At 41.6% G+C, this 25,034-nt stretch carries 21 protein-coding genes; 11 read left to right on the plus strand and 10 right to left on the minus strand.

Annotated elements, in window-relative coordinates:
* Positions 1-256: 256 nt before the first annotated feature.
* Both VIM89_RS07280 and VIM89_RS07285 read right to left on the minus strand, forming a co-directional pair.
* Positions 257-1,120 (minus strand): glycoside hydrolase family 16 protein, encoded by an 864-nt coding sequence (locus VIM89_RS07280; RefSeq protein WP_488155482.1) that lies wholly within the window; start codon positions 1,118-1,120, stop codon positions 257-259.
* 9 nt (positions 1,121-1,129) lie between these two features.
* Entirely contained in the window at positions 1,130-1,858 is a 729-nt protein-coding gene (locus tag VIM89_RS07285) for a hypothetical protein (protein ID WP_488155483.1), read from the minus strand.
* 136 nt (positions 1,859-1,994) lie between these two features.
* Here VIM89_RS07285 and VIM89_RS07290 point away from each other — a divergent pair, with 136 nt between their 5' ends.
* Positions 1,995-3,260 (plus strand): metallophosphoesterase, encoded by a 1,266-nt coding sequence (locus VIM89_RS07290; RefSeq protein WP_488155484.1) that lies wholly within the window; start codon positions 1,995-1,997, stop codon positions 3,258-3,260.
* Between the two features lie 182 nt (positions 3,261-3,442).
* On the opposite strand, the gene VIM89_RS07295 is transcribed toward VIM89_RS07290, so the two are convergent.
* Both VIM89_RS07295 and VIM89_RS07300 read right to left on the minus strand, forming a co-directional pair.
* A complete protein-coding gene (locus VIM89_RS07295) occupies positions 3,443-5,161 on the minus strand; it encodes a sensor histidine kinase (protein ID WP_488155485.1) in 1,719 nt (572 codons plus the stop codon).
* Positions 5,162-5,374: 213 nt separating this feature from the next.
* Positions 5,375-5,740: a response regulator transcription factor gene (locus VIM89_RS07300; RefSeq protein ID WP_488155486.1), complete on the minus strand. Its 366-nt coding sequence runs from the start codon at positions 5,738-5,740 to the stop codon at positions 5,375-5,377.
* A 280-nt stretch (positions 5,741-6,020) separates the two neighbouring features.
* On the opposite strand from VIM89_RS07300, the gene VIM89_RS07305 reads away from it, so the two are divergent.
* Complete coding sequence (locus tag VIM89_RS07305) at positions 6,021-6,503, plus strand: hypothetical protein (protein ID WP_488155487.1); 483 nt, start codon at positions 6,021-6,023, stop codon at positions 6,501-6,503.
* A 185-nt stretch (positions 6,504-6,688) separates the two neighbouring features.
* Here the strand turns inward: VIM89_RS07305 and VIM89_RS07310 are convergent, their stop codons facing one another.
* Positions 6,689-7,369 carry a YiaD family glycine zipper/OmpA-like lipoprotein gene (locus VIM89_RS07310; RefSeq protein ID WP_488155488.1) on the minus strand — a complete coding sequence of 227 codons (681 nt, stop codon included), beginning with the start codon at positions 7,367-7,369 and terminating at the stop codon, positions 6,689-6,691.
* Between the two features lie 226 nt (positions 7,370-7,595).
* Between VIM89_RS07310 and VIM89_RS07315 the strand changes: the two genes are divergently transcribed.
* From VIM89_RS07315 to VIM89_RS07330, 4 genes are all read left to right on the plus strand, one after another.
* The gene (locus VIM89_RS07315; protein WP_488155489.1) at positions 7,596-7,748 is read left to right on the plus strand and encodes a hypothetical protein; all 153 of its coding nucleotides are present in this window, start codon (positions 7,596-7,598) and stop codon (positions 7,746-7,748) included.
* Between the two features lie 224 nt (positions 7,749-7,972).
* Entirely contained in the window at positions 7,973-8,896 is a 924-nt protein-coding gene (locus VIM89_RS07320; RefSeq protein WP_488155490.1) for a hypothetical protein, read from the plus strand.
* A 331-nt stretch (positions 8,897-9,227) separates the two neighbouring features.
* The gene (locus VIM89_RS07325; protein WP_488155491.1) at positions 9,228-12,245 is read left to right on the plus strand and encodes a glycosyltransferase family 117 protein; all 3,018 of its coding nucleotides are present in this window, start codon (positions 9,228-9,230) and stop codon (positions 12,243-12,245) included.
* 122 nt (positions 12,246-12,367) lie between these two features.
* Positions 12,368-13,699, plus strand: a complete 1,332-nt coding sequence (locus VIM89_RS07330; protein ID WP_488155492.1) for a WD40/YVTN/BNR-like repeat-containing protein — start codon at positions 12,368-12,370, stop codon at positions 13,697-13,699.
* A 105-nt stretch (positions 13,700-13,804) separates the two neighbouring features.
* Here the strand turns inward: VIM89_RS07330 and VIM89_RS07335 are convergent, their stop codons facing one another.
* Positions 13,805-14,131 carry an ATP-binding protein gene (locus VIM89_RS07335; protein ID WP_488155533.1) on the minus strand — a complete coding sequence of 109 codons (327 nt, stop codon included), beginning with the start codon at positions 14,129-14,131 and terminating at the stop codon, positions 13,805-13,807.
* A gap of 242 nt (positions 14,132-14,373) precedes the next feature.
* Here VIM89_RS07335 and VIM89_RS07340 point away from each other — a divergent pair, with 242 nt between their 5' ends.
* Both VIM89_RS07340 and VIM89_RS07345 read left to right on the plus strand, forming a co-directional pair.
* Entirely contained in the window at positions 14,374-17,436 is a 3,063-nt protein-coding gene (locus VIM89_RS07340; protein ID WP_488155493.1) for a glycosyltransferase family 117 protein, read from the plus strand.
* Between the two features lie 178 nt (positions 17,437-17,614).
* Positions 17,615-18,064, plus strand: coding sequence for a GNAT family N-acetyltransferase (locus VIM89_RS07345; RefSeq protein WP_488155494.1), 450 nt, complete (start codon positions 17,615-17,617; stop codon positions 18,062-18,064).
* A 179-nt stretch (positions 18,065-18,243) separates the two neighbouring features.
* On the opposite strand, the gene VIM89_RS07350 is transcribed toward VIM89_RS07345, so the two are convergent.
* Together VIM89_RS07350 and VIM89_RS07355 are read right to left on the minus strand one after the other, a co-directional pair.
* On the minus strand, positions 18,244-18,684 hold the full coding sequence (locus tag VIM89_RS07350) for a DUF983 domain-containing protein (protein WP_488155495.1): 441 nt from the start codon (positions 18,682-18,684) through the stop codon (positions 18,244-18,246).
* Entirely contained in the window at positions 18,668-19,564 is an 897-nt protein-coding gene (locus VIM89_RS07355; protein ID WP_488155496.1) for an AraC family transcriptional regulator, read from the minus strand. The genes VIM89_RS07350 and VIM89_RS07355 overlap by 17 nt, the downstream gene beginning before the upstream one ends.
* 358 nt (positions 19,565-19,922) lie before the next feature.
* Between VIM89_RS07355 and VIM89_RS07360 the strand changes: the two genes are divergently transcribed.
* Positions 19,923-20,555 carry an HAD family hydrolase gene (locus VIM89_RS07360; RefSeq protein WP_488155497.1) on the plus strand — a complete coding sequence of 211 codons (633 nt, stop codon included), beginning with the start codon at positions 19,923-19,925 and terminating at the stop codon, positions 20,553-20,555.
* 151 nt (positions 20,556-20,706) lie between these two features.
* Here the strand turns inward: VIM89_RS07360 and VIM89_RS07365 are convergent, their stop codons facing one another.
* Entirely contained in the window at positions 20,707-22,218 is a 1,512-nt protein-coding gene (locus VIM89_RS07365) for a PAS domain-containing sensor histidine kinase (protein ID WP_488155498.1), read from the minus strand.
* A 54-nt stretch (positions 22,219-22,272) separates the two neighbouring features.
* Positions 22,273-22,740, minus strand: coding sequence for a PA2169 family four-helix-bundle protein (locus VIM89_RS07370; protein ID WP_488155499.1), 468 nt, complete (start codon positions 22,738-22,740; stop codon positions 22,273-22,275).
* A gap of 260 nt (positions 22,741-23,000) precedes the next feature.
* Between VIM89_RS07370 and kaiC the strand changes: the two genes are divergently transcribed.
* Positions 23,001-24,749, plus strand: a complete 1,749-nt coding sequence (kaiC, locus tag VIM89_RS07375) for a circadian clock protein KaiC (RefSeq protein ID WP_488155500.1) — start codon at positions 23,001-23,003, stop codon at positions 24,747-24,749.
* Positions 24,746-25,033 carry a circadian clock KaiB family protein gene (locus VIM89_RS07380; RefSeq protein ID WP_488155501.1) on the plus strand — a complete coding sequence of 96 codons (288 nt, stop codon included), beginning with the start codon at positions 24,746-24,748 and terminating at the stop codon, positions 25,031-25,033. Before kaiC ends, VIM89_RS07380 begins: the two co-directional genes overlap by 4 nt.
* The last annotated feature ends 1 nt before the right edge of the window (position 25,034 follow it).

Below are 25,034 nucleotides of genomic sequence, written 5' to 3' on the forward strand. Positions count from 1 at the left end.
ACGATCTTAAAACTACAAGGCAATGGAAAAATTACTACCAAAGAAATCGTAAAATTGTAAACGTATTGCAGGATGATTATTCACCTGTAAATCTATAACAGGATTATCTCAAAACCTGTAAACTTTTTTTAGGACGAGACAGCAGGTAGTTTCAGACTGCAATCATACCCATTCAACGTCAGCGACGTCGAACAGTGCGAGAAAATTCTAAGAATTGCGCAATTCTGGCGCAAGGTAGATTCAGAGATCAAAACTCTTACCCCTTCGGCTTCGTCACCAACACCCAATCCACTAACACCTTTGCCTGCCCGGCTTTGATCTTATCAACGGTAGCCTGCGAAATTCCAAAGTAAGGTTTGGTGATCTTGTTCACGCCGTTTGGATAACCACCGCCCAATGCGAAGTTGAGGATGATAAATTTAGGGTTATCAAATGCCCATTTGCCATAATGTTCAACCTGGGCTTTGGTCACAGTGTAAGTAATTACGCCGTCGGTTTTAAATACCATTTTGTCGGGTGTCCAGTCTACTGAATAAATATGCCAGTCGTTTACGGTGCTTTTCTTTGGGAGGAAATAACGGAAGGTGAGGGGAGTATTGCCAAAGTAATTCGGTCCGTGCATGGCATTGCTTATCCAGCTGCCATCGCCAACGGTTTCCATCATGTCAATTTCGCCGCAGGCAGGCCATTCGCCTTCGCCCAGAGCCCAGAATGCAGGCCATAACCCTTCGCCCGAGGTAAGCTTCATCCTGGCTGAAGCGCTGCCGTACGTAAATTCCATTTTTGCACGGGTGTTTATCCTACCCGAAATGAAGTCATACTTCTTCTGCTCCTTGCTGGTGTAGCCGGGGAGATATTTCGGTTTTATCATCAAAGCGCCATTTTTGGCTCCTTCTGCTGCCTTGCCGTGCACCATGTAAAGCACCGAGGTGGAATCGACATAGGCTTGCTGTTCATCATTCACGGTTTCGCCGGTAACCTCTACGTTCCACTTGCTGCGGTCGAGGCTTTTGCCATTAAAATCTTCAAAAAATACAGTGTCGACTTTTGCTTTTTGCTGCGCAAAGCATGGTATCGACGCGGCTAAAGCCAGGAAAGATAAAAGGAAGAAGGTTTTCATAATTGGTTTTTATTTCACGATATAATTATAATAAATCGGGGTCAATGAATGGCCAACAACTTTTGCAATAGCCTTTACCGGGTAGCCATCGTTGTTATAAGTATAGGTATAAACATCGGCATTTTTGGTAACAACGTTGTTAATATTGGTACTGGCATCACCATATAATATGTACATCAAAAAATAATTATTGTGGGGAATAGCAGAGAAATAATGTTTCATGTTATCATACGAGTAAATGCTCTCATCGTATAAACTGATGCTGCCGTCCGCATGGTAGTTTTTCAGACTGGCGATATTGCCCCGTTCATCATAAGTATAGGTCGAATAGCCTCCATGAAGCGTTTGTATTTCAGTTACCTCACCTTTGGAGTCAAAGGTAAAATATGCGGTATCAGGTTTTTTTGAGATCGCCTTCTCGATAAAGCTAACAGCAGGAGTGTAATAAAAATCAAACTCTTTAACTACAACACCGCCGGGATTTATCGTTTTAGCAACGCTCACGCGGCCTGCGTCGTCATAAGTCATGGTATAGTTTGTCCCGTCGCTGCTTTTTACGAGGGTTAGGTTATTTTCGCGGTTATAAAAAAACCTGGTGGTATCGATCGGGACGCCATCTGCACTGTCATCAATTATTTGTTCACTAAGCAAATATGTTTTTTGCAGACGCTCGCCTTTCTTACATGAAAAAGTCACGAATAGCATCAGTCCTAAAACACCAAACGTCCACTTCTTCATTGAATAAAAATATACAGGTTATATAATCGGTTTGCAAAAGTGTTTGAAAAGGTACTGTTTTTTTGATTAACAATCTGATATAATGACTTTTTAATTACTTCCGCTTTTATAAATTGCGCGTTACGCAAATCTCATTATGCACCGGGGCGGATTTATAAGAATATTTCTGATCATCGCAGCCATCAGTCTTCTGCTGGACTGGTATGTATTTAATGGTCTGAAAACTTTTGTTAAGGACTGGAAATCCGTACGCCTAAAGCGCGTAGTGCTTTGGGGATATTTGCTGGTATCAATAGGGGTGACAATTTTATTTATAGCAGGCACCGGCAGTTTCAGTACAGCAAAAGGGATGACGCCGTATCACGAATGGATGCTGAGCCTGCTGATCGCTCTTTTTATTACCAAGATAATCTTCTCCCTGATATTGCTTATCGGCGATATCGGACGACTTTTTTATGGCGTGGGTAATTATGCGGTCAATCATAATAATAAAAAGCCTGGTATCCCATTTGTTCCTGCACGCCGCAAGTTTATCAGCGAGGCGGCCATATTAGTGGCTGCAATTCCGTTTACCGGGTTCCTTTATGCGATGTTCAAAGGGAAGTACGATTATAAACTGCACAAACATACCCTTTACTTTGACGACCTGCCCGATGCTTTTGACGGGTTTACCATCACACAGATTTCCGATATCCATTCAGGAAGTTTTGATAATAGGAATGCCGTTCAGCGAGGCATTGATCTGGTGAAATCTCAAAAAAGCGACCTTTTTGTTTTCACCGGCGACCTTGTGAACAATGCTGCCTGGGAAATAGAGCCTTACATCGATATGTTTAGCCAACTGAAAGCGCCATACGGGCAGTTTTCCATATTGGGTAATCACGATTATGGCGATTATATTCACTGGGATAGCGATGCGGAGAAGGATGCCAATCTGGAAAAACTGAAGGAACACCACAAATCATTAGGCTACCGACTTTTGTTGGATGAAAACTTAGTGATTGAGAAAGGCGGGCAAAAAATAAGCCTGATAGGCGTACAAAACTGGGGCAGGGGCTTTGTACAAAAAGGCAACCTGGATAAAGCGATGACGGGTGTGGATAAAGATGCATTCAAAATCCTGCTTTCGCATGATCCGACGCATTGGGAAGAAAAGGTGCGTTACTATCCTGAAAAGATACATTTAACGCTATCCGGGCATACGCATGGCGCACAGTTTGGCGTAGAAACAGCAGGTTTTCGCTGGAGCCCCGTAAAATATGTTTACCTCGACTGGGCCGGGTGGATGGAGCAATACGGGCGTCAACTGTATGTAAACCGGGGGTTCGGCTTTCTGGCATTTTCAGGCAGGTTGGGCATATGGCCGGAGATCACAGTGATTACTTTGAAAAAGCGGGTTTGAAGTCGGAAGTCGGAAGTCGGAAGTCGGAAGTCGGAAGTCGGAAGTCGGAAGTCGGAAGTCGGAAGTCGGAAGTCGGAAGTCGGAAAAAATTTAGCCATTAAAATACAAATAATAGGGCAATACACCAATTAAAAGCCAACCGCCATGCGCCATGCACTAATCGGGCGTTGCAAACTGCAAACTCACAACTGCAAACTGTTGGCGGGTAGATTCTTCTCGTTTTTCTGATAAGGGATAATGAGCATAAAGGTGGTACCTTTTCCTTCCTCGCTTTTAACCGTAATTTTCCCTTTTTGTAATTTGATGAGTTGTTTGCAGATAAACAGGCCAAGCCCGGTACCGACCTGCTCTTTTGAAGAACTGGTTTGATAGTATTTTGAAAAAAGCCCCGACTGTTGCTCCGGACTGATACCTGCGCCGGTATCTGTTACTTCCACCTGCAAACGGGTGTCATTTGCGATTAGCTGCGCATTTACTGTAACGCCTCCTTCCTGAGTAAATTTGATGGCATTGCTCAGCAGGTTTACTACGATTTGTTTTAGCCTGAAACTATCGCCCAGCACAATAGCGTTTTTATTACCCGCGAATTTGTATTTGAGATACAGTTTCTTTTTTTCGGCGCTGAATCCCATGCTCTCGATCACCGTGCTCAGGATATAGTCGGGGTTAAAGGGTTCGGTATTGATGGTCAGTTCGCTATGCTCCATTTTTGCAGCGTCGAGCGTATCGTTCAATGTACGCAGCATCATATCCGATGATACTTTTATGGACTCGAGCATTTCTTCTTGTTTGGGCGTCAGGTCTGATTTACTGAAAATGTACAGGAAGCCCATGATCGCGGTAAGTGGGGTTCGTACCTCGTGGCTCATGTGGTGCAACAGTTCCATTTTTTGCTGGGCCAAAGCTACAGAGCTTTCAATTTCTTCACGCAATTGAAGCCCGGATTGGTGAATTTGTGTTATAAACACGATCAGCAATGCTGAGAATAATACCAGGAGACACAAAGCAGTGAGGTATAATTTATTCAGAAGCGTTGTACTGTCCTGGTACGATTTAAGAGCCATTCCCTTAAATTCGTCGGCCATATTGTAATTAATATCCTTTACCTGGTTAATTAAATTTCCTAATTCATTTATAATATAAGAATTAGTGGTAACCAACTGGCGCTGTGTATGTAATTGCTCAGCACTTTGATGCTTCAATTGCTGCAAAGCTTTATTATAAGCAAGCTGATTTTGTTTGATGACCTTTAGGGCCTTTGCATTGGTTTCTTTAGTATCGCGCTGGTGTCTTGTGTTGCTTCCGTCCTTATTGTTGATAGCATCTTTAATCCGTTCGATGAGGCCACGTTTCGAAGCAGCTTTATCAGCAGTATTGGGCTTACTAAAAGCTTCAGGTTTCTTAAAATTTAAATTGGCATTCAGCTCTTTTGTTTTATCAAGCCCAATTGAGTCGACATTGGCATAGGCTGTTAGCAATGAATCAAAACTGCGGCGGAGCAAATACAGGCGGCCTGACAGGGATGCCTTTTGCTGATGCCAGTATTTTATCCTGGCTCTTTCAAGCAAAGTAAGGTTCGATGTATCCGACACTTGTTTTTGCAGCAAAGTGTCTATTTTGTTAAAAGCAATGGATATCTTTTGCTGGTAATTTTCTTTTAATTTCCTGTTATTGTTTATCAGTGATTGCTGAAAGTTGTCATCAGCCAGGTGAAGCAACAAAAGTATTTTTTCGGGTTCCGCACGGTTGCTTTCAATATCTTTTGATACTTGTGATATTTTATTTAATTTATCATTAATAGAGTTGCGAACAAATAACGCCACCACGGAAAGCATGATAATAAATCCAAGAAAAGCAAAGAATATCCTCCTTGCAAGGGTTCTGGTATAAGTTAATTTCATTAAATCAATTTAGGACCGGCACTGTCTGCCTGAAAACACAAATCACATTTGTAAGCAGATCTATCACCAATAAACGTTGTCGTTTTGGACGAATTGCATCCCTTTAGGGATGCAAAGCTCTTATCTTAATTATTTATTGCACATATTATCCTCTGGGGATTGTTAAAAGCCCCAAAAGCTGGATAACAAATAAGTTTTGTGCTTGATTAAAGACTAATCTAAAATGAGATTATTTACTTTACTCACCAGTTCATCTAAGCCAAAAGGTTTGGAAATGATGTCATCACAAGGCAGTGTTGAAAAATCGGCCCCACGGTGATAAAAATACGAGCATAGCATTACCGGTGTGCTCCCAAACCGGGGATGCCATTTTAATTGGTGGCAAATATCATCGGATGATTTACGTCCGGCAAGCCTGTCGTCGAGTATAAATAGATCGGGTTGGAAAATTTTGGCAATTTCTATCAGGTTGTGACTATCGGAGGTAATCAATACCTGGAATTTTTCGTAAGTAAGAGCTTCCTCTACAGCTTCCAGTATAAACTGGTTGTCGTCTAATACCAATATACGCTTTAGCATAATCGTTGTTGTCTAATAAGGGGTTGTTGTGTAAAGGTTTTTTCCATTCAAATCAATATGAATTAAAACTTCCTAAAGCTTTCTTATGACTATATAAACGGAAATAGGTTTAAGCTATTTTAGGCGAGAATGTTAAATAATGTAAAATTGGTGTAAGGTTTTTGTTATAATATGTTGCGTTTAGTACATCTCAAGCCTGTTTTGTCATCTGCAAATACTTATTTCCTTAAATATTATCATTGGGAGTATTTATATTATTTTTGCAATAAATAATATACTTATGAAAAAACTATTGCAAACATCGGCCCTTATCATCGTATTAATATTTGCTTTCACAGCATGTAATACTGTTAAAAAATTACCGGCTACGGTTGCTGGAGCCTCGCGTGCCCGTTTTGTAGGTAATTGGACACTTACCAGAGTTAGTTATGAAGGTTTGGTGCCGGGAGCGGTACAAACCGTATTTGACCAGGGCGCCCCCGAAGATTTTAACGGCAGCACCTGGAACTTAACCAATAGTGGTAATGGCAAGTATACTTTGGCCAATGGTGCATCGCAAACTATATTCTGGTCATATAATAATACTAATGGTGAAATCTTCCAGTTTAAGAAACTTTACCCGGGAGATAGTGCCCGGAAGGTACAGGAAGGCTATCAACTGGTAGTAGCGGCTATCGACGATAATTATATGACTTTAAAATCACCGGTAAGCCTGGGCAATAAAACAGCTTACGTGGTTTACTCATTCAGTAAAAACAAGTAAACAAGAAAATATTAAAATAAAAAACAAATGTCATACGAACGAACGGGAAGGGTATGTGTGATGGCGTGAGGAGAAATCTTATACACCTTGCATTGTTCGCTTTGCAAATTGTATGAGATTTCTCACCCGCGTCACTGCGCAAGGCCTACCTGTGGATTCGATGACATCGTTTTTTAGGAGTTTATTTATTGTGCAGCCTGTGTAGCCTGTTGCTTCATCTGGTCGTTAGCAACGATAACAATTTCTACACGACGGTTTTGTGCACGGCCTTCAGCGGTGCTGTTCAGTGCGATTGGTTCTGTTTCACCTTTGCCTTTCGTGCTTAAGCGGGAACCATCAATGCCCTCGCCAACTAAAAATGCTTTTACTGCACCCGCTCTGCGGATAGAAAGATCCATATTATGTTCGGCAGTACCTGTGCTGTCGGTATGCCCAACCACGAGGATATTGGTTTGAGGGTTATTTTGCAATGATACTGCAAGCTTTTTCAAGCTTGTTTGGGCCACGGGCTTTACGTTTGTTTTATCGATATCAAACAAAATTCCCGAATCAAATTTTACAAGGATACCTTCACCTTCGCGGGTAACGGTTGCTCCGGGAACGGTTTGCTTGATCTCAGCGGCCTGTTTATCCATTTTGTGGCCAATTAAAGCTCCTGCTGTACCGCCCACTGCGCCACCAATAATGGCGCCTAATGCCGTATTACCTGCTGCCTTACCAATAAATGCCCCAATAACACCGCCGCCGCCTGCACCGATAGCAGCGCCCTTCTCTGTTTTGGTGAATGAGCTGCAGCCTGAAAATAAAATACTGGCTGTGGCGATGGATATGCCTACTGTGGCAATTTTGATCTTCATGTTCTTCATAGTCAATAGATTGCGTTTGTTGTAATTACTAAATAATAGATATTAAATATCTATTTATATATATGGCAAAGATAGACAGATAAAAAACAATCACAACCTCATGCCTCAACGATAATATATTCTGATGATGTTATGACACATATTTTATCGATATTATTACTTCTAATATTTTAGTTAGCCTTTGAATGAAATAGGATAGACAGCAAAAAAATCTATCTTCGCGGCAATGATCAGTCCGCGTTCAAAGAGTTATTATGTTGCTGCCATAATTATAGGGTTATCGGTCGGACTTGCTACACGCGATATGCCTGTTGGTATCCTGCTTGCCGTGGTATTGATGATCTTATTCTCAGAGCTGAGAAAAAAAGGCAGTCAATAAAAAAGATGCTGCATCTGCAGCACCCCTTCGTTAAACATAGAACAGTTAAAATTAATTAGTAAAAATATATTGGGAGTTATTTGTCTTTCTTCAAGTTTCGTTCTGTTAAGACTGCAAGAATTATATATGGTTTAATATGAATGATAATATTTCTGACTAACTAACTAAACCATAAATCCGTATTACAGTCTATTGAGCTTTATGATATATTATTAAACTATTTGATGAAAGTTTTTTACGTACCCCTATTATTTCTGCTACTCATTAGCGCAGGCAGAGCATTGGCCCAAACCACCACAACAGAGGACCCGGAAGACCTTCTCGACAAACTGGAAAGTCAACTAAAACAGGATAAAAAGGCCTCTTTTAAGATCGGTGTAAATTATCTGAGCAATAATGTATTTATGGGACGAGCAGATACCGTTCGTACGCCAACCATTTTGCCTGAGGTGAAATACATTTTTAAGAACGGCATTTACCTGGCCGCCACTGCCGATTATATTCCAAACCGCGTAACCAACAAACTGGATGGAGGAAGCACTGCATTGGGATACGATTTTGATATTACCGACGATTTTAACGGTGGCATATCGTTTACCAAACTATTTTACGCTGCCAATAGTACGCAGATCGGTTCATCCATTGGCAGTACCATCAATGCTAATTTGAGCTACAATATTGAAGATATTATTACGCCCATTATTAGCGTCGATTATAACTTTTTGAAGCAGGACTTTGGTCACGATATCTTTTTAAACGCCGGTATATCGCACGATTTTGCTATTGAAGGAATATTCGGTGATAAGGATCTTTTTATTATTTCACCTTCAGCCAACCTGAACGCCGGTACGCAGAACTTCTATGATGCTTATTTCGTTCTTAAAAAATATAAGCTAACCAAAAAAGCCCTGGCTTTGGAACAAGCTGCAGAAAGTTTGATCGTAAAACGGGAAGATCAGCTAAGCAAATTTAAATTACTTGATTATGAGCTCTCTGCACCTGTTGAGTATAAAACAGGAGTGTTAATTCTGAGCTTTACACCAACCTACGCCATTGCAGAAAATAAGTTACCGCCGCGGGTTACCAAAGGTATGGTGAATACTTCGGGCATATTTTATTTTGAAGTAGGGGCGGCGCTGAAGTTTTAATCAGTTGCTAAAAAAACTATGTCATTTCGATGAGCGGACTGGGTAGCGCTTTTGGGCGAAGAGAAATCTTATACGATAAGCAGGGCCGCTTTGCAAGGCGCAAAAGATTTCTCCTCACGCCATCACTGCTCCCACCCCTTGTTCGTTCGAGATGACACGCCTTAGATTTTTGGATTATAGATTCTCATATCTCAAATCTCACATCCCAAATCTGCGCAGCTCCCCCAATCGTTAAATAATGTTAAAAGATGTTAAACCAAAGCTGCTCATTATAAATAGCTTACAAATAAGCCGGATATTAGGGTATTGATAAACTTTTACCCTGATAACCATGCATTTTAACAAGATCAACAACCTTTTGGGTTGGCTCTGCTTTGTCATTGCATCCACTACCTACATCTTAACCCTCGAACCATCCGTAAGCTTTTGGGATTGCGGCGAATTCATTTCCTGCGCCTATCGGCTACAGGTATCGCACCAGCCGGGATACCCGCTTTTTGCGATGATCTGTAAAGTATTCTCGTTATTGAGTTTTGGCGACGTGCATAAAGTGGCCTACTTCACCAATATGGCCTGTGCGCTGGCCAGCGGGGCAACCATCATGTTCCTGTTTTGGACGATCACGCTGATGGCCCGGAAAATGATGCTGAAAAATGGCAATCAACCCGATGGCGTTAAACAAACGCTCATTTTTGGTGCGGGTATTATTGGGGCATTGGCCTTGGCCTTCAGCGATACGTTTTGGTTCTCAGCAGTAGAGACGATTGTTTTTGCTATGTCAGCATTATGCACTGCAATTGTGTTCTGGGCAATACTGAAATGGGATGCCAAATCAACCGAGCCAGGTGCCGATAAATGGATCGTATTTATTGCCTATATGATCGGATTATCCATCGGTATACATCTTTTAAACTTGCTTACAATCCCTGCCATCGTGTTCGTTTACTATTTCCGCAGGTATAAAAATATCAACCTAAAAACCGGCATTATTGCTCTCCTCATCAGTATTGGTATACTGGCTTTTGTGCAATTCGGCATCAGGGGATATACAGTTGCGATAGCTGCTTATGCTGACCTTTTCTTTGTGAATACCTTAGAATTGGGCTTTGGCAGCGGAGCGATTTTCTTTTTTGTTTTGCTGATCGGTGCATTGATATTGGGCATTCGCTATAGCATCCACAAGGGTAAACCAATGCTCAATTTGGCTCTGGTGTGTATAACGTTTATTTACTTTGGCTACTGCTCTTTCGCTTATGTACCTATCAGGGCAACTGCCAATACCGATTTGAATAACTCGCACCCTGATAACGCCTTTACATTATACTGGTACCTGAACCGCGGCCAATATGGCGACGTACCGTTGGTATCTGGTCCGTATTATGATGCGAAAATCATCGATCAAGCCGAGGGCGGAACTATCTATGCTAAAGGCAAAAATAGATACGAATCAGCAGGGAAGACACCGGTCTACACTTACGATCATACTACAGTTTTACCACGGATGTTTAGCCAAAGAGACCAGGATCCTCAATTTTATAAGCAATGGTTGGGACTATCGGATAATGATGTTCCTACATTCTCAGATAATCTGCGGTTTATGTTCACCTGGCAGATATGGCAAATGTATGGCCGCTATTTTCTATGGAATTTTGCCGGGCGTTATAATCAGCAGGATGGTCAGCTTGAAAAAAGTGGCTTGCATAACTATTCTAATGGCGACTGGACAACCGGTATTTTCGATAAAGGCAAGCATCTTCCAAATTCTGTTTTGAATGATAAGGGGTATACGCCGCTTTATGCGCTGCCTTTAATACTTGGGTTAATCGGCTTGTTTTACCACTCACGGCAAAGTAAAAAGGATGCTTTTATAGTTGGTTTGTTTTGGTTTTTCACCAGCATCGCCATCGTAATGTATGTAAACCAGGCGTATCAGCCACGCGAACGTGACTATTCTTACGTGAGTTCATTCTATGCTTTTGCTATCTGGATCGGTATAGGGGTGATTGCCATTGCTGAGTTTATGCGCAAAAAGGTAAATGCCCGTATGGCCAGCTATGCAACTATTGGCTTGTGTATGCTGATCGGACCGGTATTATTAGTAAAACAGGAGTGGAAAGGACATGACCGCTCGACCAAAATGACGGCGCATGATATGGCGTATAACTACCTGATGTCGTGCCCTAAAAATGCGATTTTGTTTACCGGGGCCGATAACGATACCTATTCATTATGGTATGTGCAGGAAGTAGAAGGAGTGAGGCCGGATGTGCGTATCATTGTGAATACACTTTTTGGCAGCGACTGGTACATCCACCAGATGCAGGGCAAGATGAATCAATCTGAGCCATTGCCTATCACCATGAGCTTTGATAAATACAAGAATGGCACCCGCGATTATATCCCATTTAATGATGCCAGGTTACCTGACTCCGTCGAATTGAAAGATGTGTTTGATTTTGTTACCTCCGACAACCCGCAAACCAAGGTTGAAATGCAGGATGGCGAAGTATTAAACTATCTGCCAACCAAAAACTTTAAGCTGACTGTAAATGCTGATGCACTGGTGAAAAACGGCGTGATCACCCCGGATCAAAAAAGCAGGGTGGCAGACAGCATGCAATGGAAATTTCCGGGCAATTACCTGATGAAGGATAATCTCGCACTCATCGATATTTTGGCCCATAACGACTGGAAAAGGCCGATTTGCTTTACAGTAACAATGGGTAATGACGGATTTAACGGCTTGCAGGATTACTTGTATAAAGAAGGTTTTGTTTATCACCTGATTCCGTTCAAACCAGATGCAAATAATCAGACTAAGGTAAACACCCGGGTGATGTATGATAACGTGATGAACAAATTTAAATGGGGCAATTATAAAACCGCCAGGTATTTGGACGAGCAATCAACCGGGTTATTTTATTCATTAATCACCAATACCTTTACCGAACTGGCTGACGGTTTAATGGCAGAAGGGCATAATGATATGGCATTAAACGCCATAAAGAAATATGATAACGAGATGCCTGATATTTATCCCTTTGTTGGCATCGCTCAAAGTAAATTCAGAGTGATCGATACTGCTTACCGCCTGCATGCAAATAATGTAGCCAACAAATATGTATCGAGCATGGATAACTATATCACCGATCAGCTGAATTATGATTATAATCTACTGCAAGCCAGTCCTGGTGATGTAAATTCCTCGAATGTGCAATTTGAAATGTCGGTATTGAACGCCATGACGCAGATCACAAAGGATAATCAGGAATTAGCTTTGAATAATAAACTGCAGGCGCAGTTAAGCGATTATGAAAGCAAGTTTGCGGGGGTGATTGGGAAGCAATAGTAATTTTCACAATTCATGAAGTTAATGTCCGCTGATAATATCAGCGGATATTTTTTTGCTTTTAATTGAGCAATAATTTGATTCAGGAATTAAATTATTTAATTTAGGGCAACTTAAATCTTATGAACAAAAAATCCATACTACTCCTGCTATTAACAATTAGTGTAATTTTTTTTAGTTGTTCAAAAAGTAGTCAACCCAATCCTGGCCCTAAGGGTGATGGAACTACTGATAGCAGTATTAAAATCGAAATTGTAAGCGGCGATAACCAGACCGACACCATTGGCCGCCCATTAGTCTCGCCAATCAATGTGAAGCTTACAAAAAACGGGCAGCCTTTGGCCAACTATAAGGTTGGATACCAGGGGTCCGGATGTAACAGCGATCATACGGATATAACATATACCAGTGCTGATGGTACTGTTAAATGCTATTGGTCGCTCGCAGGAGATATTGGACAACAAACACTGAAAATTTACGCAATGGATAACAGCAATACAAAACTGGACTCCATTACTGCTCATAGTACAGGTATTGCGCCCGGCAATGGCGGCTGGCACTATTCAGCTTGCACAGTACCCGCAGGTTTCACAGTATCGCCATTTTGCAAGCTGAGCAACGGCAGACTTTTTAATGCGGTGATCGATGAAAAAACTTGGTTAAGATATTCGGATGATAACGGAGCCAGTTGGAACGCCGTTAAAGCTTTAGGTAATACCCATCAATTTGCATTAATAGCGTCATCCACAACAGATGAATTATATGCAATTGCAAATGATGGCAACTATTATTCTACAGATCAGGGTAATACCTGGACCAATTTACCTGTGCAGGCTTTTAACAGCCAACTGCTATCAGGTTTAATTTTTACGCCTAACGGAAATATATTTGTTAGTACCCGATTCAACGGACTTTACATTTCTACAGACAAAGGAAAAACATGGACAGCCGTACCACTATCAGCTATAAAGGAGTCAGCCTCGGGAAGTGGAGTAGATGGCGATCTGGCTTATCCGTTTGGAGATAAAGATGGTAACTTTTATATTTTGGGTCTGGAGGGACAAACCATACATAAATCTTCTGACGGAGGTAAAACATGGGCGCAAGTATTTCCTGCCGGCAATCTTTTGGTAACATCAATCTGCATTGACCCTACTACTAACTGGATATATGCGACAGTGCAAACCAGTGGGATATATGTTTCAAAAGATGAGGGCGTTACATTTAGTTTAGTGATAAATTATAACCTGGGATTTGTAGAAAACCTTAGCGTACAAAGTGATGGTAATTTGTACTTTAGTACGACTTCTTATATCTATGGCTCAATTGGAGCGACATCCCCTTTAAAACAAGTAACTGAAGCAGGGCCTATACCATCCAACTGCATTGTGGCTAAAAATAATAACCTTGTAGTTAACAACTTCTGGCTGGGTACAATTGGCTATCGCAATTAATTTAAACCATCAATAAGTAAAAGGAAAGCTCACAAAGTTATTGTAAGCTTCCTTTTTTATTTAGCTTTGATTTCTCCCAACGAAAGGCCTTATTTAATCTTTACCTCACCGGTAACTCCACAATAAATTCCGAGCCTTCATCCTCTTACTTTCAATACTGATATTACCCCCGTGTCCCTTCACCAAAATTTCATAACTTAAAGATAAACTCAAACCTGTCCCTTCTCCCGTAGGTTTAGTGGTAAAGAACGGCTGCATGATCTTATCTTTTATAGCATCGGATATCCCGTTGCCATTATTTTTACTATTAGGAAATCGGCAACCTAACCGTGAATTCTGTTCAATTGCGTGATTAAGGCATGGTAAGGTACAAAAAAAACAAACGGAACGAACAAGTTTTGTTATTGTGTTCCAGTTGGTTAATTGGTGTATTTGAAGTGAACCCCAGCGATAGTTTGCAGTTTTAAGTTTGCGGTTTGCAGTATTTTATTTAAAGGTTACTTCAAATCTGCCAACTGCCTACCGGCAACTGCAAACTTCTTTCCGCCTTCCGACAATTTTTCATAATTTCGATCACATTTGTTAAAAGATGTTAAGGGGTTTGTTATTTATCTGGAAAGATTTATAAAAATGCAGATATTAGCCCCCGCAAAAAAGTATACTAATTATCTTCCATGCAATACAAAAAGATCAATAACCTTTTAGGATGGCTGTGTTTTGTCATCGCTTCAATCACTTATATTCTGACATTAGAGCCTTCCGTAAGCTTCTGGGACTGCGGCGAGTTTATCTCCTGCGCCTATCGCTTACAGGTAGCCCACCAGCCAGGTTACCCGCTTTTTGCTATGCTGGGTAAGTTTTTCTCGCTCTTTTCTATGGGCGATAAAACCAAGGTGCCATATTTTACCAATATGGGGTCGGCATTGGCCAGTGGTGCTACGATCATGTTCCTGTTCTGGACAATCACCGCTATTGCCAAAAAAATGCTGGTTAAAAGAGGCGAAGAAGCCGACAGCAACAGCCAGATTATGATATTTGGCGGGGCTTTGGTAGGCGCACTAGTATTTACTTATACCGATACCTTCTGGTTCTCGGCTGTTGAAACCATCGTATTCGCGCTATCATCCTTATGTACTGCAATCGTATTCTGGGCAATATTAAAATGGGAGGCTCATTCTGACGAGCCCGGCGCTGATAAATGGATCATTTTTATTGCTTATGTGGTTGGTTTATCCATCGGTATCCACCTGTTGAATTTGCTGACCATCCCGGCTATCGTGATGGTATATTACTTCCGCAGATATAAAAATATTAACGTAAAAAGCGGTGTCATCGCTTTTCTGATCAGCATAGTAATTCTGGGTCTGGTGCAATACGGCATAAGGGGATATACTATCCAGTTTGCTGCCTATTTCGACCTTTTCTTCGTAAATACTATCGGCCTGGGTTTTGGCAGCGGAGCGTTTTTCTTTTTTGCTGTGCTGATCGGGCTGATCATATTCGGTATCTGGTGGAGCATCAAAAACAATAAACCTGCGCTCAACCTCGCGCTTTTGTGCGTGGCATTTATTTATTTTGGCTATAGCTCATTTGCTTACATTCCAATCCGTGCTACCGCGAATACCGATCTTAATAACTCGCACCCTGATAATGCATTTACTTTGTATGGCTACCTGAACCGTATTCAATATGGTGAAACACCGTTGCTGACAGGGCCTTACTTTGATGCTAAAGCGATTGACCAGACCGAAGGCAGCATTATCTATCGTAAAGGCGAAAAGAAATATGAGAACGCAGGTCGTAAGGTAAATACGGTATATGATCATACTACTATCTTCCCGCGTATGTATAACACCGAAAACACGGATGGTTCTTACGCACAGGACGCCCGTTTTTACAGGGAATGGCTGCACATGGGCGATACTGACGCCCCTACCTTTAGCGATAACCTGCGCTGGATGTTCAGTTGGCAGATGTACCAGATGTATTTTCGCTATTTCCTATGGAATTATGTAGGAAGATATAACCAGTTAGACGGTCAGCAAAGCACGGAAGGCGTTGACGGAAACTGGACATCGGGCATATTTGATGCAGGCAAACATTTGCCGAAATCGCTTACCCAGCACCCTGCAGGTACACCAATTTATGCCAGCAATGCCTATACACCGTTGTATGCAATTCCATTGATATTAGGTTTAATCGGCTTGGTGTTCCATTTCCAGCGCGATCAGAAAGATGCCCTTGTGGTGTTACTGCTATGGTTCTTTACTGGTCTGGCTATTGTACTGTATGTAAACCAGCCGAGTGTGCAGCCGCGTGAGCGTGACTACTCGTATGTAGGTTCGTTCTATGCATTTGCTATATGGATAGGTTTGGGTGTAATAGCCCTCGCTGATTTGGCGAAGAAATTTATGACGCCAAAAACAGCAGGTATGGCCGCAACGATAGTCTGCTTGCTTGTTCCGATACTGGTAGCCAGCAAAGAATGGGGCACACATGACCGTTCTACTAAAATGACGCCGCATGATATGGCTTATAACTACCTGATATCGTGCCCGCCAAATGCCATACTGTTTACTTATGGCGATAATGATACCTACTCATTATGGTATGACCAGGAAGTGGAAGGTATCCGGCCGGATGTGCGCATTGTGAACCTGAGCTTGTTCAGCGGCGACTGGTATATCCGCCAGATGACCAAGAAAATGAACGACTCGGAGCCATTGCCTATCACTATGCCTTATGATAAGTATAAAGAAGGTGTGCGTGATGCGATACAATATATTGACAGGGGTATCCAGGGCTCCACCAATTTGAAAGAGGTTTTCGATTTCATCACTTCTGATGACGATGCCTTTAAATACACCCTGCAGGATGGTACTAAGATCAATTATCTTCCTACTAAAAACTTCAAATTACCGGTGAATCCGGACGAAGTGGTAAAAGACGGTGTGGTAAGCGCCGACCAGAAAAGTAAACTGGTTGATACCATGACCTGGAAATACACCTCAAACTTTGTTACCAAAGATAACCTGGCATTCTTAGATATATTGGCCCACAACAACTGGAAACGGCCAATTTGCTTTACTATAACTGTTGGCCAGGAAAACATGATGGGGCTGCAGCCATATTTATATAAAGAAGGCTTTACCTATCACCTGATCCCATTCAAAGCTGATACTGCCAACCGCGATCAGTTGGGTAAAACCAATACTTTGGTGATGTACGATAACATCATGAACAAATTTAAATGGGGAAATTACAAAACGGCCAAGTATCTTGATCCGGAATCGACCACGATGTTCTATCCGGTAATCATGCAGACCGTGTTGGAGTTAACTCAAAACCTGGTACAGGAAGGTCACAAAGACCTGGCATTAAAAGTACTGCACAAGTATGATGCTGAAATGCCTGATATCTATCCCTTCATCGACCTGGCGCGCAGTAAGTATTTCCTTGTTGCCACAGCGTATACTTTAAATGATGTCACCCTTGGTAATAAGTACGTGAACAGCATTGACGACTATGTTGCCGATCAGCTGGATTACAATTATAGCCTGATGCAAAAAGATGTAACAGATGTCGATCAGCGTACTGTACAGCTGGGCATATCATTGTTGGATGCTTTAAGTAAAGTGACAAAGGATAATCATCAAACGGCCATTGCTGATAAGATTGATAAACACATAAAGGATTACGAAAGTAAATTCTCTGCTCTGATAGGCAAACAACAGTAATAGATTCATATCATTATATTTCAAAAGCCATCTTTGATTATCAGAGATGGCTTTTTTTGTACATTAGGAGAAAACGGGTGTCACACTGAGCCTGTCGAAGTGCGGTGCGGTAAGGCCTTCGCCCGCCAATGCTTCGACAGGCTCAGCATGACAACGCTCTTAAGGAATAAAAGATATTATGAATATAAAAAGAATCAACCTCTCAGAAGCCAGCCTTGTTATCGGTCTCTTCGATAAATACCGCGTATTTTATAAAAAAGACAGCGATATAGGTTTGGCAGAACAGTTTATCAAAACACGTTTAAGTAATAATGAATCCGTGATCTTTGTTGCTTTAGAGAGTGATTTGCCGGTAGGCTTTACGCAATTGTATCCAAAATACTCATCCGTAAGTGCAGTTAAAAACTGGATACTGAATGATCTGTATGTTGAACCCGGTCATCGCAAACAGGGCATTGGCGAAGCACTAATAAAAACAGCAATGGATTTTGCAAAAGGCGATGGGGCGATTTATATTCAATTGGAAACGGCAGTAGGCAACTACACTGCTCAAAGTCTGTATGAGGGAATAGGCTTTCAAAAACAGGAACCCGATACAGAGTATTTCATGTACCGGATTCTTGTTTGAATTTCTTTAAAACTGGTTACAAACAAAAAACCATGTCATTTCGAACCTGCATCAGGGCCTACAGTGAGGGCGCAGGTGAGAAAACTTATACGACATGTATAGCAGACTATGTGTCGTATAAGTTTTCTCCTCACCCAAGCGCTTAACCTCCTGCAGTTCGTTCGAAATGAACATTTTTGTTAGTTTTTCATTAACTCGCTGTAAGGTTTCTTAGCCCTTTCCGGATCATAATTCAGGTTAGGGGTAAGCCAGTATAATAATATCACCCTTGAATAGCGATAGTTGATCGGAGAAAGAATAAAAGCCCCGCCAAGCAGTATAGCTATATAAAGCCATGGCGATTCGGAACCGGTAAGGATAAAGGTAGCTACAGCAAAGGTCACCATTTGTGCCACGTTCATTCCATAACTTACAAACATGGCTACATAAAAGTAACCGGGCTCAATTTCAAACTGAAAATTACAGTAAGGGCAGTTCCTGTAATCTCTTTTTTTGCCAAAGCTGTACATTTTACCAATAAACATATCGCCCTTGCGGCATTTCGGGCATTTGCATTCTAAAGCGGCTTTAAACTGGGATAAAGGCTTTTGTTGTGGTATATTATCAATTTCTGCGGTCATTTTTTTTGTGATTTAAAGTAATTTTTCTGAATTCTTCCGGGGTTAAGCCGGTATATTTTTTAAAAAATTTAGTAAAATAAGAATTGTCGCTAAAGTTGAGCTGATAACCTATTTCGGCTATGGTCAGGTCAAGGTTAATAAGTAATCTTTTAGCTTCCAAAAGCACCCGGTTGCGGATAACTTCGCCGGCCGATATTCCCAGTAGGTCACTACACAATGCATTTAAATGATTGGGTGTGATATACATCAGCTCGGCATAATCCCTCGGCAGCTTTAACGTTGCAAAGTTTTTTTCTATCAGCTTCTGAAAGTTCTTCAGCAATGTATAATTATAGGGTAATGCCTGCTTTTCTTTTTGACCAACATTTGTGCGGTTTAATAATATAAATACCTGTAGCAATAATGCCCTGATCAAATCAAGACTCATGCGGTCGGTGGTTTCACTTTCAGCAATGATATCCTCAAACAGATTAATAATTTTTGGTTGCAAAGCTGGCTTAATCTGTATTACCGCATCGTCAATAATTCCGCTGAAAAATGAGAATTGATCAAGGTACTCATTCTTTAATAGAAAAGACTCAAAGAACGATTGTGAAAAATGGATCACGTACCCATCAACCTCGCCTTCAAAATTCCATGAATGTACCTGACCCGGGATCATGAAGTAGATCTGATAGGGGGTTACATCGAAAGTTTTAAAGTCGATAGCGTGCGTTCCTGCTCCCTTAGTAAACAAAACCAGGTGATAAAAGGTATGTTTATGCGGGAAGTAAAGATCGCGGTGTTTTTGCAAATAAATGGCAAAACGGCTGATAAGCAGATCTTCCTGCTGAAAGTCAGAAAGCTTGCAAATATCATATATGGGGAATGTGCCTTGCATGGCAACAAAATTACATGATATATGCAATTTAGTATGGCAATAAATAGGGGATGAATGGTATTTTTTACTGATTTATGGTTTTTGATGCCTGAGTATTGACAAAAAATAATCCCCCGCCGGGTAGCGGGGGATATATGGACCTGTCTTACTCGCTAATTCAGGCCAAACCTAAACCTTATCAACCGTAAAAATCATACTTAATTCTGAATTTTTCATGAAATAAGTTAAAAATTAAGTAATAATTTGTTTACATCCTTATTGATCTGGCAATCCCGGGTAGTATGGTGAATGTAAAAGTCTTAATAATCAGTATAATTCTACCAGAATTATGATAAACTTGCCCCAAAATAAAATAGTAATGGAAAAACCCGACAGTATAATATTTGATATGGACGGCACCTTGTGGGATGCTGTGGATACCTATACCGAATCATGGAACATCGTTTTCAGGGAGTTGGGCATTGATAAGACCATTGAAAGGGATGAGCTGGCCAAAATGGTTGGTTGGGAAGGCAAAAAAGTCTGGAATGCCATTATGCCCGGTTACCCGGTAGAAAAACAGGAAGAGATTTATGCCAAAGTAAATGACGTACGCAAAGTCCTGCTGCCACAAAAAGGCGGGGTATTATATGATGGGGTAAAAGAAGGATTGGCCCAACTAGCTACCAAATACCAGCTTTTTATAGTAAGTAACTGTGCGAAAGGTATTATCCGGTTGTTTATTGATTGGGCAGGTATCGACGAACACATTATTGACGAAATAGCTTATGGCATTAATTACATGCCAAAGCATCATAACATAAAATTACTGGTTGATAAGCATCATTTAAAAAATCCGGTTTATGTAGGCGATACCGAAGGAGACGGCCAGCAAAGCAGGCTGGCAGGTTTGCCTTTCGTGTTTGTAAGCTACGGCTTTGGCGCTACAGATGACCATGATGTACGTTTTGATAGCTTTAGGGAGTTTACGGAGTATTTTATGGGGTTGTAATATCACGCGTCATGCCGAATTTATTTCGGCCATCCCATCATAAAGGTATGAGATATGCCTGTCTGCCGTTGGCAAGTCGCAAACCAAGCAAGCGTGAATGTCCTGTGGGGTGCTGAAATAAATTCAGCATGACATTTGTAGAAATTTGAGATTAAACCGCCATCGGCAAGCTAAAATAAAAAGTCGATCCTTCGCCTTCCGTGCTTTTCACCCAAATCTTCCCTTTATGGCGCTGAATGATCTCGCTGGATAGATAAAGCCCGATACCGAAACCTGAAACGTTCCGCCCTTCGTCTTCTTCGGCACGGTAAAAACGCTGGAATATTTTTTCCTGGTCTTTGGGTTTGATGCCGATGCCTTCATCAGTAACCGATACTACCGCATTTCCGTCGTTCACTTCGCATTTCAAAATAACGTAGCTCCCTTTTGGAGAATATTTAATAGCATTATTTACCAGGTTGCTGATCACCTGCCCGATCTTCGCCCTGTCGGCATTAACAGTTAATTCGCCTGACGATTCAAAGCGTATGGAATGCGTATTGCTTAATATCCGGCTTTCAGTCAGCACTTCCTCAATAAGGGCACAGATATCAAATGTTGTCCAAATGAGTTTTAATTTGCCGGGTTCAATTTTGGAGAGATCGAGAAAGCCGTGTATAAGAGCCGTCATCTTATTTACCTGGTTGCCCGATTTTACTACTGCGGTTTTTACAAACGGATCAGTGGTGCCTGATAATTTGGTTTCCATTAATTGCAGATAGGCTTTAAGCGAGGTGAGCGGTGTTTTCAGCTCGTGGCTGGCCATCGCAATAAAATCATTCTTCCTGATCTCGTCACTTTTACTTTCGGTAATATCTACAATGGTACCGAGCATGCGCACAGGTTCTTTATTTTTATTGTATTGTACTGTGCCTTTGGTACGTATCCAGTGCAATGACTGGTCAGGCCAGTAAACACGCACCTCATAAAAGTAGCTGCCATCGATCAATGCCTGATTAAAAGCTTTTACCACGATATTTTCCATATCGTCGGGATGCACCTGTGCTCTTACATGATCGAGCGTGATAACTGTATCAGGCGGGTGGCCGAAAATTTCTGCCATCTGCTGTGAATAGGAAAAAGCATTATCAGATAAAGTCAGCTCCCAAAATGCCATGCCCGTAGCTTCGGCAGCAAGTAACAGGCGATGCTCGCTTTCCTGGGCCGCTTCTTTTGCTTTTACTTCGGCAGTAATATCTGTAAATGTGCTCAGGATATAAGCTACTTGTTGTTGGTCGCCGAGTATAGGAATATTGGAAAACGACCAGTAATGAGGCGTTTTATGATCAGCACCCGGCTCAAAAATATCGTAGCGGTAAACCGGGACATCTACCTGCTCGCCCGTCCGTATAACATGTGAAAATATCTTTCGGGCCGCAGCATCATCGTTCTGGTCAATATCATCCTGGTATATCTCCAAAAAGCTTTTCCCCACAACAGCCTCACGCGGCAAACGTGCAGTTTTTAAATAAGCGTCGCTTACCGCGGCAATGGTAAACTGTGGAGCGTCCGTTTTTATAAGTAAAGAGCCGGGTGACTTTTCAAAAAGTACACGAAAAAGATCAACGGGGATACTATCGGGGAAAGTATCAGTCATACCAGCAGCGCTTAAAATCGGGTTCAAGTTGTTAAGTTATGCAAATTCTGTCTAATTCAGAACTGTTTGATACTTACAAATTTAATGCAGGCTTGCAAATCCGCCCTTAAGCATTAATACGTATTGGTAAGAATTTTCAATGTCATGCATGTGTTTTCTTAGAAGAGCTACGCCTTTTTTATCCCAATGAAGTTCCGGGGCATTAAATGCTTTTTGATAAATAGCTTTTACAACATCCTCACAGAATTCGCAATATTCAAGCATTTTATTTCGAGTCTCTTTGAAAATGAATGCCTTAAGATCGGTCCATGAATGATAGAATTTGCCGGCCATGCTATCGGGTCGCGCAGGCTTACCACCTAATTGATAGATATTATAGGTCAGTTCTTCAATATGCTGATAGCTTTGATAGATCATGTCAGAAAGCAGCTCTTCCAGATCTTCGTCCGGCGTTGTTGCAATCCGTTGCCTATAACCCGTTATACGGTCTTTATTGATCCGTATCAGGTCATTCAAGGCTGATATCTGGTACTCTATGTATTCGCGCATATTCATCTTACAGATGCAATCTTTATACCAATAACCCGGTTTAAAGCAAATGGTTTATATATTGTTGATTTTCAGACGAAAACGTATGTGCCTAACAGGAAACTTTTTCACATTAAAAAACAATTTTGCAGCTTCAGGGTTGATACAACATTTGTAAAAATCTAAATAGTTAACGTTCAGTTTAATAGAGTTTACTGATCTGTTATTAAATTAGAACGATAGAAATTTATTTAAGAGAGATTTCATCAGCCTTTAAACCTATGAAAACTACCAATAACACGAAACAGAAAAAAGAGAATAAAACATTACCATCGCTGCAAAAATCTCCAACCGGAATCTCCGGATTGGATGAAGTAACCGGAGGCGGCATACCAAAAGGCCGTCCCACCTTAGTTTGTGGCGAAGCAGGCAGCGGCAAAACCATGCTGTCGATTGAGTTTATTGTAAAGGGCGCCATGCAGTTTAACGAACCCGGGGTGATCATGACCTTTGAGGAACGCGCTGCAGAATTGGCCGTAAACGTTGCCTCGCTGGGTTTCGACCTGGAAAAATTGCAGGCCGATAAGAAAATAAAGATGGACTATGTCCATATTTCGAGGGCAGAGATACAGGAAACCGGCGAATATGATCTTGACGGATTATTTATCAGGCTCGGTCATGCCATCGATAGTATCAAGGCAAAAAGAGTGGTATTGGATACCATTGAAAACCTCTTCGGAGGGCTGGATAATGAAGGCATATTAAGAGCCGAACTAAGGCGCCTTTTTACCTGGCTAAAAGATAAGGGGGTAACCGCTATTATTACCGGCGAACGTGGTGAAGGTAAATTAACCCGTTACGGACTGGAAGAATATGTATCCGACTGTGTGATCCTGTTAGACCATCGCGTGGTAAACCAGATATCCACCCGCCGGATGCGCATAGTTAAATACCGTGGCTCGTTGCATGGTACCAATGAATATCCGTTCCTGATAGATGCTGAGGGTATTTCGGTACTGCCGGTCACATCGCTCAAATTAGATAAGGAAATTACATCCGACCGTATTTCATCGGGCATACCGACTATAGATGAAATGTTGGGCAGCAAGGGCTTTTTTAGAGGAAGCAGCATCCTGATATCGGGTACAGCCGGTACAGGTAAGACCAGTATTGCCACCGCATTTGCGGATGGCGTATGCCAGAATAAAGAGCGATGCCTGTTTTTTGCTTTTGAGGAACCACCGCTGCAGATTATACGCAATATGCGTTCGATCAATATGGACCTGAATAAACACGTAAAAGCAGGACTGTTAAAGTTTTGTGGCGCACGGCCAACGCTATATGGCCTGGAAATGCACCTGGTAGCCATCCATAAGGAGATTCAGCAATTCAAACCATCAGTGGTAATATTGGATCCGATCACCAATTTTATATCGATAGGTTCAATAAGCGAGGTTAAAAATATGCTGATCCGTCTTGTTGATTTTCTGCAGAATGAACAGATAACCGTCATGTTTACGGCGCTGACCTTAAATGATCAGATGAATGACCAGACTGATGAAGCCATATCATCACTGGTAGATAGTTGGCTATTGATAAAAGATATTGAGTATAACGGTGAACGAAACAGGGCGATGTATGTGATGAAGTCGCGCGGGATGAAGCATTCTAACCAGGTGCGGGAATTTGTGATCAGCGACGACGGTCTTGAATTGATCGATGTATATGTTGGACCGGATGGCGTCCTGACCGGCTCTGCCCGCGAAGCGCAAATGTTACAGGAAGAAACGGGCGTAGCCATACATAATTATGCCCTCAGTCGCAAGGACAGGGAGATTATGCGTAAGCGCAAAGTATTGGAATCTAAAATTGCCAACCTCAATTCTGAGTTCGAGTCGGTAGAAGAAGAGCTGAATAAGGTGTATGAAGAAGAAGAGTTAAGAAAACAGATATTGAGCAAAAATCGTGAAATGATGCAAACGATAAGGCGGGGCAATGGAGCTGATGAACCACAAAATACTAAGAAATGACAACAGAACATAAAAAATGGGAACTAAGGTTATATATAGCCGGGCATACCGAAAAATCGGTCACGGCCCTGAATAATCTTAGACGCTATTGCGAAGAACACCTTAAGGGTCAATATAAAATAGAGGTGATAGACCTGTTGCGCAAACCGCAACTGGCGGAAGGCGACCAGATACTGGCAACGCCGACGCTGGTGCGTAAAGTGCCCGAACCCATTAGAAAAATTATCGGAGACCTGTCTAATGAAGAAAAAGTGCTTGTTGGTTTAAACATTATCCCTGCTTAAA

Source organism: Mucilaginibacter sp., assembly GCF_036568825.1.
GTDB lineage: Bacteria > Bacteroidota > Bacteroidia > Sphingobacteriales > Sphingobacteriaceae > Mucilaginibacter.